The following is a 13569-nucleotide window of genomic DNA, read 5'->3' on the forward strand; positions in this document are numbered from 1 at the left end:
GATTGATATATAGCTATTTCCCCGCGGGCTATTTACCGTTATGTTGAGGCTGGATTCCCGGTCACATTTTTACCTTGAGCGCCAGAAGGCTTTTGGCGGTGTTGGAAGCATTTCATAGAGGAACGTCATGTCGTCATACCATCCACGTCCGCTGCGCGGCAAGCTGGACGCTGTCTGGCAACAATACGGGCAATCGGTGCTGGGCGCGCCGCTGCTGTGGTTTCCGGCACCCGCCGCCAATGCCGAAAGCGGGTTGATTATTGCTGGCACGCACGGCGATGAGAATGCCGCGATTGCCACCTTATCGGGCGCTATGCGCACCTTACCGGACGCATTGCGTCGTCATCACGTTATTCTGGCGGTCAATCCCGATGGTTGTCAGTTGGGGCTGCGCGCCAACGCCAACGGCGTCGATCTCAACCGTAACTTCCCCGCCGCTAACTGGCAGAATGGCGACACGGTGTATCGCTGGAACAGCGAAGCGGATGAGCGCGATGTGGTGCTCTCAACCGGCTCAGCGCCCTCTTCCGAACCAGAAACCCGCGCGCTGTGCCAGCTGATTCATCAGATCAAACCGCGTTGGGTGGTTTCGTGGCATGAGCCGCTGGCTTGTATTGACGATCCGCACCACAGCGATTTAGCGCAGTGGCTGGCGCAGCAGACCGCGCTGCCGGTGGTGAGCAGCGTGGGTTATGCTACGCCGGGTTCGTTTGGTAGCTGGTGCGACGACCTCGACCTGTTATGCATTACCGCCGAGATGCCGCCGATTTCGGTGGACGAAGCCACCGAAGTCTATCTGGAAGCGATGATCAATCTGCTGCGCTGGCAGCCAGCGGCTTGAGTACGCCGTGAGAGAAATGCAGCGACGGTTCAACATCGGCCGCAAGCCAGGTTGGACCGTCGAGATCCGCGAAGGTCGCGCGTGCCGTCAGCGGTAATGCCGCACGAATCGCCCGCGAGGTGCAAAGCATGCAGCCGAGCATAATCGCGAATCCCTGCTGCTGCGCCGCCTCTGCGAGCGCCAGCGCTTCCGTTAATCCGCCGGTTTTATCCAGCTTAATATTCACCATCTCATAGCGCCCTTTCAGCTGCGGCAGGCTTTCACGCGTGTGGCAGCTTTCATCGGCGCAAATCGGCAGCGGATGGATAAAGTTGCCCAGCGCGCTGTCTTCTGCGGCGGACAGCGGCTGTTCCAGCATGGCGACATTGAGATCGGCCAGCAGCTGACAGCGTGCCGCCAGGCCTTCAGCATGCCAGGATTCGTTGGCATCGACAATCAAAGTCGCGTCCGGTACCGCGCTGCGTATCGCCACCAAACGTTCGCTGATCAGGTGATCGTCCATTTTGATTTTCAATAAACGCGCGCCATGCTGCCACAGCGCCTGCGCGCTGCTGGCCATCGCATCTGGCGTATCAATGCTGATGGTGTGCGCGGTGACAATCTCGTCGGCCAGTTGCACCGCGCACAATTGCACCAGACTTTCACCTTGCTGCTGACGCGCCAAATCCCACAGCGCGCAGTCGATGGCGTTGCGCGCCGCGCCTGCCGGTAACGCCTGTTGCAGCGCTTCTCGCGTCATGCCGCTTTGCAATGCGCTCAGCTGTGAGGCGATCTGCTTGAGCACCGATTCCTCACTTTCACCGTAGCGCGCGTACGGCGTCGCTTCGCCAACGCCTTTAACGCCATCCTGCTCGATTTCCACCACCACAACATGCGCCTCGGTGCGGCTGCCGCGCGAAATAACAAACGGCGAATGTAACGGCCAGGCTTCCGGATAACTCTTCACTGTTCTCATTATTTCTCCTTAAATCCGTCGCTTAAATGCGAGCCGGCTCGATTATCGCCAGGAAATGCGCTCGTAAACCCTTAAAAATTATGTCATAAACAAGCGCTATACCTGTTCTGACGTTTCAAAAGTCAGATATTTCATCGTTAAAAAAGGAAATCGCATGTCTCAGACTGTTCACTTTCAGGGCAATCCGGTGCCGGTTGCAGGCCAGTTCCCACAAGTTGGCGAGCAAGCTAAACCTTTCAGCCTGGTTGCAAAAGATCTTGCTGACGTATCCCTGGCTAATTATGCAGGCAAACGCAAAGTTCTGAACATTTTCCCAAGCATTGATACTGGCGTGTGTGCGGCATCTGTGCGTAAGTTTAACGAGCGCTCAGGTGAAGCGGACAACACGGTTGTGCTGTGCATCTCTTCCGACCTGCCTTTCGCTCAGTCACGCTTCTGTGGCGCAGAGAACGTCAGCAATGTGATCACGCTCTCTTCCCTGCGTGGCGCTGAGTTCAAAGAAAACTATGGCGTGGCGATTGCTGATGGCCCGCTGAAAGGCCTGACCGCGCGTGCCGTGGTGGTGCTGGATGAAAACGATAAAGTAATTTACAGCGAGCTGGTGAATGAAATCACCGAAGAGCCAAACTATGATGCGGCGCTGGCTGCGCTGAAGTAATTTTTACCCACCTTTCAGGTGAGACTGAAAGCACCGAATGATTAACCCTTCGGTGCTTTTTTTATGCTCGCCTTCAGGATAGCTCTATTTTCAACCTGTTGATTTATCGTGATACCTAGCAGTTCATCCCGCCCTGATGCATTTTTACTGTGATTCTTGTTACCCGTATCACATTAATTAAAAAACATAAAACCCGTAACAAATCCCGCAATTGTTCCTCGCTGCTTCGCTACCTATAACTAACCGTCAATGGTCCTTAAGCGATTCAAAGACAGGCGGGAATGTTTATGCAAGCAAGCTTATCCATTAAAGAAAAGTTCAGTTACGGCCTCGGTGATATGGCCAGCCATATCGCCATCGATAACGTCATTATTTTTCTCACCTTTTACTACACCGATGTGGTGGGTTTGCCCGCGATCTTTGTCGGCACGCTGTTTTTACTGGCGCGCGTCGCCGATGCGGTGATCGATCCTGCAATGGGGATGGTGGCGGACCGAACCCGTTCACGCTGGGGCAAATTCCGTCCCTGGCTATTGATGCTGGCGGTACCGTTCGGCGTCAGTTGTATGTTGATTTATGCGGTGCCGGAAAGCCTGTCGCTGACTGGCAAGATGATTTACGCCGCCGTGACCTACAGCTTGATGATGCTGATGTACACCGCCATCAATATTCCTTACTGCTCGATGGGGGCGATTATCACCGCCGATGATAATCAGCGCATTTCCCTGCAATCATGGCGCTTCTTTCTCGCCACGCTAGGCGGCGCGATGTCCACTTTCCTGATGATCCCGCTCGCCACCTGGCTGGGCGGCGGTAACAAACTGGATGGTTACTTCGCGGCAATGTCGATTATGGCCACGCTGGCAACCCTGCTGTTTTTTATCTGCTTCCTCAATACCCGCGAACGTATCAATGCTCCCGCTAACCACGGCAACTTTCTCGCCGATCTGCGCGATTTGCTGCGTAACGATCAGTGGCGCGTGGTCGCGCTGCTGGTGTTCTGCAATATCTCGTTCGGCGTGGTGCGGCTTGGCGCGATGATGTATTACGTCACCTATTTCCTGGGTGATGCCAGCCTCTTCATGTGGCTGCTGGCCGCGCACATTGTTGGCAAAAGCGTTGGTAGCGTGCTGGCAAAACTGCTGACGCGCCGCCTGAACAAAATCACCGCCTTTACGCTCAGCGCCATCACTGCTGGCGTGTTGAGCATCAGCATCGTGTTTCTGCCCGGCTCGCTGGCGCTGTTGGTCGGCATGACATTCATCGTCTCCAGCTTCTATCAGGTCACCACCACGCTGATGTGGGTGATGATGGCCGATGTGGTGGATTACGGTGAATATCGTCAGGGCAAGCGCCTCGATGGCACCGTCTTCTCCACTCTGCTCGCCGTACTGAAAATGGGCATGGCCATCAGCGGCGCGATTGTCGGCTGGACGCTTGGCCTGAGCGGTTACGTTGCTCAGGCACCGCATCAGCAACCCGCCGCCATGATGGCCATCGTGGCGCTGTTTTCGGTGGTTCCCGGCCTGCTGTCGCTGTTAAGCGCGCTGGCGATGCGCGGCTACAAACTCAACGATGCCACCATGCGCACCATCAATCAGCACAAAGTGTCAGCCCAACCGGCTGCAACTGCTTCCACCCTTTTACAACCACAGGAGTTGTCATGAGTGAATTACGCGCCGAATCCCAGCGTATTATCTGGACATTTGACCGTCAGACGCTGGTTATCGAACCCTGGGGCGCGCATAGCCTGCGAGTACGAGCCACCTGTCAGCCCGAACTGATCGACCATGACTGGGCATTGTTATCGCCTGCGGCTTGCGAGGTGAAGATCCAGCGCGAGCATGAATCTCTCAGCCTGCGTAACGGCAATATCACCGCCACGCTGAATATTCGCGGCCAGCTGGCTTTCTATAATCAGCACGGCGAATTGCTGCTGGAGGAGTTCTGGCGTCAGCGTAGCACCGTGGGCATCGGTGCCAGCGAAAAGAGTCAGGACAAATATATCAGCGCCCTAAAGCTGGATGCGCGCGCCTTTCGACCGATTCCGGGCGGGAAATATCAGCTTAGCGTGCGCTTTGAAGCGCGTGCCGAAGAGAAAATCTATGGCATGGGCCAGTATCAGCAGGATTGCCTCGATCTAAAAGGCTGCACGCTGGAGCTGGCGCAGCGTAACTCGCAGGCCAGCGTGCCGTTTATGGTATCTAATCTCGGCTACGGCTTGCTATGGCACAACCCGGCCATCGGCGAAGTGACCTTTGGTAAAAACGGCACGCGCTGGCAAGCCGAAGTAACCGATCAGATGGATTACTGGATCACCGCAGGCGACACACCCGCTGAGATCGTGCGTCAGTATGGCCGCGCTACAGGCACTGCGCCGATGATGCCCAGCTTCGCTACCGGTTTCTGGCAATGCAAACTGCGCTATCGCACTCAGCAGGAAGTGCTGGAAGTCGCGCGCGAATATCGCCGCCTGCAGCTGCCGCTCTCGGTGATCGTCATCGACTTTTTCCACTGGCCAAATCAGGGAACCTGGTGTTTCGATGCGCGCGACTGGCCTGATCCGCGTGCCATGGTGCAGGAGCTAAAAGAGATGGGCATCGAAACCATGGTGTCGGTGTGGCCCACGGTGGATAGCCGCAGTGATAACTATCGTCTGATGAAATCCAAAGGCTTGCTGGTTAACAGCGAGCGCGGCGTTTCCGTGAATCTCGATTTTATGGGCAACACCACCTTTTTTGACGCCACGCATCCCGCCGCACGCGAGTTCGTCTGGCAGGAAGTTAAGCGCAACTATTATGACCACGGCATCCGCACCTTCTGGCTCGACGAAGCAGAGCCGGAGTACCGCGCCTACGATTTTGATAACTATCGCTATCATCTCGGTCCGGTACAGGAAGTGGGCAATATCTATCCGCAGCTGTTTGCCCGCGGATTTTATGAAGGTCTGCAACAACAGGGCGAGAGCGAGATCGTCAATCTGGTGCGCTGCGCCTGGGCGGGCAGTCAGCGTTATGGCGTGCTTGCCTGGTCGGGCGACGTTCACTCTTCGTTCCATGCCTTACGTAATCAGTTCACTGCCGGGCTGAATATGGCGATGGCGGGTATTCCGTGGTGGACCACCGACATCGGTGGTTTTCAGGGCGGGAACATTCATGATCCGGCGTTTCATGAACTGTTGATCCGTTGGTTCCAGTGGGCGATATTCTGTCCGGTGATGCGTTTGCATGGCTACCGCGAACCACAGATTGCACCTGACGAAGCCTGGCGCGACGGCATTGCGCAGTGCAACAGCGGCTCACCCAATGAGGTGTGGAGTTACGGTGAGGAGAATTACGCGCTGATGAAAAGCTGCCTGCTGCAACGTGAGCAGATTCGCCCCTATATTGATGGCCTGATGCGCGAAGCGCATGAGCTCGGTGATCCGGTGATGCGCCCGCTGTTCTATCACTACCCACAGCAGCCAGAGAGCTGGCAAGTGGAAGATCAGTATCTGCTGGGGCGCGACCTTCTGGTCGCGCCGGTGCTGCACGCTGGCCAGCGTGAACGTGAAGTGTGGTTACCTGCTGGCGAGCAATGGATTGCCCGCAATGGCGAGTGCTATCAAGGCGGCCAACGCATCAGTGTCGCCGCGCCACTGAGCGAAATTCCGGTGTTTATGAGAGAAGGAAGTCAGGTAAATATTCGCGCACCCGACGAAAAAACCAGCTAAATAACCGTAGGGTCGCCATTCATGGCGACCAATGACAAGACATCTGCTTGCAAGTGTAGATGCACGTTTGCGGACCAGGTCGCCATGCATGGCGACCCTACAGGCGGAACGACGTTGCGAGATGTACGCGATCTACTACTCGCTCTCGTTACGCTTCTGCCCTAAACCATATTCACGCAGCTTATTGGCAATCGCGGTATGCGAGACGCCGAGGCGTTTGGCCAGTTTGCGCGTGCTGGGATAAGAGAGATAGAGACGCGTCAGCACCGAACGTTCGAAACGGCTGGTAATGTCGTCCAGCGAACCTTCCATCGCCTCTTCGCCCAATGACACATCCAGCGCCTGCTCTGGCAACACAATATCTTGTGGCCCCAGCTCGTAACCTTCCAGCTGCGTTAGCGCGCGGTACAGCGCATTCTTCAACTGGCGTACGTTACCCGGCCAGTTATAACGCGTCAGGAATGGTGTCAGTTGCGATGAGAGGCGCGGACGCGGCAAGCCTTGTTCATCGGCGAAACGCGCGACAAACATTTCGGTGAGCGGCAGAATATCCAGTGGACGTTCGCGCAGCGGCGGCAGATTGAGCGTCAGCACATTCAGGCGATAAAACAGATCTTCACGGAACTCACCGCGTTGCACCAGCTCAATCAAATTCTTCTGCGTGGCGCAAATCACGCGCACATCAACGTGCACTTCATGCTCTTCGCCCACGCGGCGGAACGTGCCGTCGTTGAGGAAACGCAATAGTTTGGTCTGCATGCGTGGCGACATTTCGCCAATCTCATCCAGCAATACCGAACCGCCGTTAGCCTGCTCGAAGAAGCCTTTTTTGCCTTCCAGCGCATTGGGATAAGCACCGGCGGCGTGACCAAACAGCTCGCTCTCGGCCACATCATCCGGCAATGAGGCACAGTTCAGCGCAAGGAACGGTTTTTTGCCGCGTGCGCTACGCAAATGACAGGCGCGCGCCAGCATATCTTTGCCGGTGCCAGTATCGCCCACGATCAACAGCGGCGCATCGTGCATCGCCAGTTTGCGCGCCTGATCGATCACCTGACGCATTTTGGGCGTAACCGCCACGATGTGATCGAACTCCGATTCATCAGTAACGGTAAGATTCTGCAGCTGTCGGCCCATACGCGCGGTTGATTTCAGGGTGATCATCGCGCCGACAGGCAGATCGCTCTGGCCCTCTTCTTCTGCCAGATAAATCGGCCGCGCTTCCATCAGGAAATCGCGCCCCTGAATCACCACATGCTGCGCCTGTGCGTCAACGCGTTCATTCTCCAGCCAGCGCTGGAAATTGAAGCCGGTGATTAAGGTGCCAACGTTTTGATTGCGCAGCTTCTGTTCATCAAGGGTAAATAGATTTTGTGCCGCCGGATTGGCCAGCTCGACTTTACATTTCAGATCGATGGATATCACCGGTTCTGGCATCGCCACCAGCAGCGCGCTCAATGCGCGATGCTCGCGTTCGGAGGGCATAAACGAAACGGTACGCACATCTGTCACGCCAGGTGTACGGCGAATTTCCGCCATCAGATTGCTGAAGGGTTCAAACTCCAGCGCGGTAAAATTGAGATAAATGCGACCGAGTGGCGCAATTTCGATGCCGCGCAGGTCGATATTGCGGGCAACCAGCAGGTCGAGCAACTCGCGCGCCAGACCGATTCGGTCCTGGCAGAAAACTTCCAAACGCATTGCGATGAGCCTTAGTCAGGTTTTGATTTTAGTGATAATACGCTAACTTGCAGCGCCTCAGAAGAGGCCTGTCAGGAAAAGTTGACAGCCAGAGGCAGGTGATAAAGGGAAGTGTAGCGGAGCGACCAACAAAAATCCCGCCGAATATGCGCGGTAACACAGATAATTTCACCTTTCACGCCAGTTGCAGCGTGAAAGGTAAGCAAGTGCTGATTATTTAGCAGCCTGCCCTGCTTTATCCCCACTTTTTACCAGGGATTCTTTCAGCTGACCAATTAACTCGCGACGGAAATCCCCCAGACGCGGCTTATCATCTTCCAGCCACGGTAATGGGCGACACAGCTCCATCGCTTTAATGCCGAGGCGTGCGGTGAGCAAACCGGCACCGATTCCTTGCGCAGCGCGGGTTGACAGCCGCGCGGCAAGATCCTGTGACATCCAATCCATCCCGACTTCGCGCACCAGTTCGGACGCACCCGCAAACGCCATATTGAGCAGCACTAAGCGGAACAGGCGGATGCGGCTAAAGTAGCCCAGCTCAATGCCATAAATCGCCGCGATGCGGTTCACCAAGCGCAGATTGCGCCAGGCGATAAACGCCATGTCAACCAAAGCCAGCGGGCTGACGGCGATCATCAGCGTCGACTCGGCGGCGTGACGGCTAATTTCCCGGCGCGCCTGACGATCCAGCACCGGCTGCACCAGTTGGGCGTATAAGGTGACGATTTCACGATCGTTGTGGGTTTCATGCAGCGCCGCATGCCAGCGCTGCAGTGCAGGATGCGCCTGATCGAGTTGCGCCTGTTGCGCCAGTTTTTCACAGAACGCGCGACCTTTGCCGACGCCGTGACTGTGCAGCAGCTCGCGGCCAATATCGCGCTCTTCGGCCCGCTGTCGCAGACGATATAAACGCCGCCATTCGCTAATCAGCGCGCCCGCACCCGCGGCGACAATCAGTGTGCCCGCCATGCCGGTGCCGAGGGTAAACCAGTCGCGCACCATCCACGCATCGTGCAGCGTTTGCGCGCCCTGCGCCACCACGCTGACGCCGAAAATAGCGAGGCCAACGCCCACCATTTTGCGCCACAGGCTGCGCTTCGGCCGTAGCGCGGCTTCCACCACTTTTTCGCCTTCGCCCTCTTCCAGCGGCTCGGCTTCTGCCGTGGCGAGAAAGGCTTTTTCGCTGTCCGCGCTAAACGTTTGGGCGGCGCGCAGCGGTTTTTCCGCTTCCACCGTCAGCGGACGGGCAAAATCTATGCGTCCTTTTAAAGGTGTTTCGTCGCTCATCGCAATTTATCTCCCAGTAAAAATTCCAGTGCGGCATCCATGCGAATGTGCGGCAGCGGGCGATCGACATCCAGCTGCTGCGGCCGGAACTGTTCAAACTGAAATCCCTGCTGCTGCCAGAAATTGTGGCCCGGCAAGCGCGGCGGCACTTCGCCGGGATAGAACGTCAGCGCTTCATTATCGGCTAAACGACGACCGCGCAACGCCGGTAACTTCTCGCCACGATGATCAACCAGCCCGCTTTCCGTGGCCTGCACCGAGGCCAGACCAAGGCAATCCATATTGATGCCTTCAAACGCCGCGTTCTGCCACGCGTCCTGCACCAGTTGCTGCAACAGCGACACCATATTGGCGTGCTGATCCGAAGTCACATGATCGGCCTTGGTGGCGGCAAACAGCAGCTTATCGATGACTGGTGAGAACAGGCGGCGGAACAGCGTGCGCTGACCGTAATGAAAACTCTGCATCAGTTGCGTTAAGGCGAGGCGCATATCGTTGAACGCTTGCGGCCCGCTGTTAAGCGGTTGCAGGCAATCGACCAGCACGATTTGGCGATCGAAGCGCAGGAAATGATTTTTATAGAATCCTTTCACCACGTGCTGGCAGTAATAGTTGAAACGCTGCTGCAGCATGGCGAAGTTGCTGCCCGCAGGCGCTTGCGCCAGCTTACTCACCTGCATCTCGTCGACCTGCGGCCACGGGAAGAACTGCAGCGCCGGCGCGCCGGCCATATCGCCCGGCAATACAAAGCGGCCCGGCTGGATAAAGTGCAAGCCTTCGCTTTTGCATTGATGCAGATAATCGGTCCAGGCTGCGGCAATCGCTGCCAGACGATTTTCATCGGCGGGCGCAAAAGGATCGATATCGGCGCACAAGCTGCGCCATTGCGCTGACCAGCCCGCGCGATCGCCCTGCAGCAAGCCCACCATCTGGCGTGACCAGCTGAGATAATCCTGCGCCAGCATCGGCAGATCCAATAGCCATTCGCCGGGATAATCGACAATTTCGAGGTAGAGCGTGGCAGTATCTTTGAAATGGCGCAGTAGCGATTCATCCGGACGATAGCGCAGCGCCAGACGCATTTCGCTCACACCACGCGTCGGCGTCGGCCACATCGGCGGCGTGCCGTACAGCTGCGCCAGACCTTCGTCATAGGTGAAACGCGGCGTGCCGAGTTCACGCTGCGGTACACGCTTGACGCCCAGCAGGCGATCTTCGCGCACCACGGAAAACAGCGGCAAACGTGCGCCGCTGTGAACATTGAGAAGCTGGTTAACCAGCGAAGTGATAAACGCGGTTTTGCCGCTACGGCTCAACCCGGTTACAGCCAGGCGCAGATGGCGGTCAACACCGCGGTTCATCAACGCCACAAATTCATTTTGCAGTCTTTTCATCGTTCTCCCTGATGAAACGTGCCGATAAGCGTTTAAACGCTTTGCTCAGCAACGGTTCCAGGGCGGCCGCCAGCAACAGGCGCAGCGGACGGCGCGCCACCGATTTCACCGCCCAGCCAGCGATACCGCCGGGCCCGTAAGTTACTGCACTAATGATGATAAATTTCCCCGCCGACATCAACGCAGGTGTCGCGCGACGGCGCAGAGCAGTAAAACGTTGAGTTTGCATAGAGCCTCTTATCACAATAGAAGAAATGGGCCCGAAAGCCCGGGAATTTAGATCTGGCGGAAACGGCTGCGCACGCTGAACGTTTCTGAAGTGACGTAGCGTTCAACTTCACGCACTTTTCGCTCATCACTTTGCAGCGTTGTTTCCAGCTCATCGAGTAGTTCACGTGCGCTGGGTGCCCGCTCAGATGTCGCATCAACGGGTTTCTCGTCCAGCACAAAGCCCAGAATAAAATAGGCGACGATGGTGAACATAAACAGCCCAAGGAACAGCGACAGCACCACAATCACACGCAGCAAGCGCACCGGAATATCGAGGTACTCGGCGATACCGGCGCAGACGCCGCGTACTTTGCCCTGCTGCGGAATGCGCCACAGTTTACGGCCATTCATCATGGTTGCCTCCAGTTTGGATGTTCGGCATCCAAAATGGCTTCCAGTGCTTCAACACGCTCACGCATGCGGCGCGCATCCTGGGTAATTTGTTGCAAACGCTGGAGGTCACTCGACGATAAATCGGCGCCGCCGTTGCGTTTGTTGCTGTAATGCAGCCATAACCAAATTGGTGCGACAAACAGCACGAAAATCGTTAGGGGTATGGCTAAAAAAAGTGCGCTCATTGACTCTCCTTAATCACTAACACCATTTTTAACTCGGGCCCGCAATCAGGCCCGTGGCGATCACTCAGGGCGATTCATTTTGGCTTTCAGCGCGGCCAGCTGCTGGCTGATTTCATCATCGGCTTTCAGCTCGGCGAACTCCTGATCCAGACCTTTTGGTTTACCAAAACGCTGGCTTTCTGCTTCCGCTTCCATGTGATCGATGCGACGTTCAAAGGATTCGAAACGTGCCATCGCATCATCAATCTTGCCGCTGTCGAGCTGACGACGCACATCACGTGATGACGATGCCGCCTGATGACGCAGCGTTAACGCCTGCTGACGCGCACGGGTTTCAGTGAGTTTTTTCTCCAGCTCACCAATCTCGCCTTTCATGCGCTCCAGTGTCTCTTCAACCTGGGTCGATTCCTGCTGCAGTGCAGCAATTAAATCGGTCAGCTTCTGCTTCTCAATTAACGCAGCACGCGCCAGATCTTCTTTACCTTTGTTGATTGCCAGCTCCGCTTTTTCCTGCCATTCGGCCTGCTGAATGTCAGCCTGCTCAATACGGCGCAGCAGCTGTTTCTTTTCGGCCAGCGCGCGGGCTGAGGTTGAACGGACTTCTACCAGCGTGTCTTCCATTTCCTGAATCATCAGGCGTACCAGTTTCTGCGGATCTTCGGCGCGCTCCAGCAGAGAGTTGATGTTAGCGTTTACGATGTCGGCGAAACGAGAAAAAATACCCATAATGATGTTCCTCAAATTTTGTGTGTAGGTGCGCGAGGCGCTCTTCACTAATACAATTCGCGTGCCAACTTTTAATTTGTTGATTTTGCGCCATTTGTTTATTTTACATCCGCCAGAACATCCCTTAAGGTAGTGAAATTGATTAATCAGTGGCGAATTTCATCATGTCGAACAGTTCAGACAACCTTTTGGGCGAATCGAATAACTTTCTGGAAGTATTAGAGCAGGTTTCACGCTTAGCGCCGCTGGAAAAACCGGTGCTGGTGATTGGCGAGCGCGGCACTGGCAAAGAGCTTATTGCCAGCCGCCTGCATTATCTGTCAAACCGCTGGGAAGGGCCGTTTGTTTCGCTGAACTGCGCCGCGCTAAATGAAAACCTGCTCGATTCCGAACTGTTCGGCCATGAAGCCGGCGCGTTTACCGGGGCGCAAAAACGCCATCTGGGACGCTTCGAACGCGCCGATGGCGGCACGCTGTTTCTTGATGAACTTGCGACCGCTCCGATGCTGGTGCAGGAGAAATTGCTGCGCGTGATTGAATATGGCCAGTTGGAGCGCGTTGGCGGCAATCAATCGTTGCAGGTAAATGTACGTTTGGTGTGCGCGACCAATGAAGATCTGCCGGCGCTTGCCGCCGCCGGGAAATTCCGCGCCGACCTGCTCGATCGCCTCGCCTTTGATGTGGTGCAACTGCCGCCGCTGCGAGAACGTCGCAGTGACATTTTGGTGATGGCCAACCATTTCGCCATTCAGATGTGCCGCGAACTGGGCTTGCCGCTGTTCCCTGGTTTCAGCGATCGCGCCCAGCTAACGTTGCTGAATCACAGCTGGCCCGGCAACGTGCGTGAACTGAAGAACGTGGTCGAGCGTTCGGTTTATCGCCATCACAGCGCCGACGATGAGCTGGATAACATCATCATCAACCCGTTCGCACCCCGCACGCCGCCCGCCGACGTCACAGCCGAACCGGCCTCATCTGCTTTGCCTTCCCTGCCGCTGGATTTACGTCAGTGGCAAAATCAGCAGGAACGCGAGCTGGTTGAAGCGAGTTTGCAGCAGGCCAAATACAACCAGCGCCGCGCCGCCGAGTTGTTGCGTGTGACGTACCATCAGTTGCGGGCGATGATGAAGAAGCACGGGATTCAGGCGCGCGACGAGGATTAGCCAGGTCGCCATAAATAGCGACCTTACGATTCCATACGCAGAGGAGTTTTTCTAACTGGTTGGTGCTGATGCAAGGCGGCAAGTGCGTTAATCCCTGGGAGCATACATTAGTATGTGACTAGGGTTAACGTGCGCAGCCAACGCAGCAGCAGTGCAAACCAGGACGAAAAAAAGCCCGTGATTAACACGGGCAAGATACTGGAAGCAATGTGAGCAATGTCGTGCTCTTCTTCGGTAGAGCCACCGTCGAAGCGCAGAAGAATAATAATCATTCTTATTATCAT

13 protein-coding genes are annotated in these 13569 nt (G+C 56.0%); 5 read left to right on the top strand and 8 right to left on the bottom strand.

Features of this window, described 5'->3' with window-relative positions:
• Positions 1-127 precede the first annotated feature (127 nt).
• Positions 128-841 (top strand): murein tripeptide amidase MpaA, encoded by a 714-nt coding sequence (gene mpaA / locus HX773_RS00095; RefSeq protein ID WP_176969959.1) that lies wholly within the window; start codon positions 128-130, stop codon positions 839-841.
• On the opposite strand, the gene ycjG is transcribed toward mpaA, so the two are convergent.
• Positions 810-1796 (bottom strand): L-Ala-D/L-Glu epimerase, encoded by a 987-nt coding sequence (gene ycjG / locus HX773_RS00100; protein ID WP_176969960.1) that lies wholly within the window; start codon positions 1794-1796, stop codon positions 810-812. The two genes, mpaA and ycjG, sit on opposite strands and share 32 nt — an antisense overlap.
• Positions 1797-1950: 154 nt before the next feature.
• Here ycjG and tpx point away from each other — a divergent pair, with 154 nt between their 5' ends.
• The 3 genes from tpx (at position 1951) to HX773_RS00115 (ending at position 6166) form a co-directional block, all read left to right on the top strand.
• Positions 1951-2454, top strand: coding sequence for a thiol peroxidase (gene tpx / locus HX773_RS00105; RefSeq protein WP_008106454.1), 504 nt, complete (start codon positions 1951-1953; stop codon positions 2452-2454).
• A gap of 287 nt (positions 2455-2741) precedes the next feature.
• On the top strand, positions 2742-4121 hold the full coding sequence (locus tag HX773_RS00110; RefSeq protein WP_176969961.1) for a glycoside-pentoside-hexuronide (GPH):cation symporter: 1380 nt from the start codon (positions 2742-2744) through the stop codon (positions 4119-4121).
• Positions 4118-6166, top strand: a complete 2049-nt coding sequence (locus HX773_RS00115; protein WP_176969962.1) for a TIM-barrel domain-containing protein — start codon at positions 4118-4120, stop codon at positions 6164-6166. The genes HX773_RS00110 and HX773_RS00115 overlap by 4 nt, the downstream gene beginning before the upstream one ends.
• 135 nt (positions 6167-6301) lie before the next feature.
• On the opposite strand, the gene tyrR is transcribed toward HX773_RS00115, so the two are convergent.
• The 7 genes from tyrR to pspA all read right to left on the bottom strand — a co-directional run bounded on the left by tyrR (position 6302) and on the right by pspA (position 12122).
• Positions 6302-7867, bottom strand: a complete 1566-nt coding sequence (gene tyrR / locus HX773_RS00120; RefSeq protein ID WP_176969963.1) for a transcriptional regulator TyrR — start codon at positions 7865-7867, stop codon at positions 6302-6304.
• Positions 7868-8080: 213 nt separating this feature from the next.
• Complete coding sequence (locus HX773_RS00125; protein WP_176969964.1) at positions 8081-9154, bottom strand: YcjF family protein; 1074 nt, start codon at positions 9152-9154, stop codon at positions 8081-8083.
• Complete coding sequence (locus HX773_RS00130; protein WP_176969965.1) at positions 9151-10548, bottom strand: YcjX family protein; 1398 nt, start codon at positions 10546-10548, stop codon at positions 9151-9153. Before HX773_RS00130 ends, HX773_RS00125 begins: the two co-directional genes overlap by 4 nt.
• The gene (gene pspD, locus HX773_RS00135) at positions 10529-10777 is read right to left on the bottom strand and encodes a phage shock protein PspD (RefSeq protein WP_007888070.1); all 249 of its coding nucleotides are present in this window, start codon (positions 10775-10777) and stop codon (positions 10529-10531) included. The genes HX773_RS00130 and pspD overlap by 20 nt, the downstream gene beginning before the upstream one ends.
• A 47-nt stretch (positions 10778-10824) precedes the next feature.
• A complete protein-coding gene (gene pspC / locus HX773_RS00140; RefSeq protein ID WP_101764292.1) occupies positions 10825-11172 on the bottom strand; it encodes an envelope stress response membrane protein PspC in 348 nt (115 codons plus the stop codon).
• Positions 11169-11396 (bottom strand): envelope stress response membrane protein PspB, encoded by a 228-nt coding sequence (gene pspB / locus HX773_RS00145; RefSeq protein WP_007888081.1) that lies wholly within the window; start codon positions 11394-11396, stop codon positions 11169-11171. Before pspB ends, pspC begins: the two co-directional genes overlap by 4 nt.
• A 60-nt stretch (positions 11397-11456) precedes the next feature.
• The gene (gene pspA, locus HX773_RS00150) at positions 11457-12122 is read right to left on the bottom strand and encodes a phage shock protein PspA (RefSeq protein WP_176969966.1); all 666 of its coding nucleotides are present in this window, start codon (positions 12120-12122) and stop codon (positions 11457-11459) included.
• A 164-nt stretch (positions 12123-12286) separates the two neighbouring features.
• Between pspA and pspF the strand changes: the two genes are divergently transcribed.
• A complete protein-coding gene (gene pspF / locus HX773_RS00155; protein ID WP_176969967.1) occupies positions 12287-13285 on the top strand; it encodes a phage shock protein operon transcriptional activator in 999 nt (332 codons plus the stop codon).
• The last annotated feature ends 284 nt before the right edge of the window (positions 13286-13569 follow it).

Source organism: Pantoea sp. B9002 (genome assembly GCF_013385945.1).
Classification (GTDB): domain Bacteria; phylum Pseudomonadota; class Gammaproteobacteria; order Enterobacterales; family Enterobacteriaceae; genus Pantoea.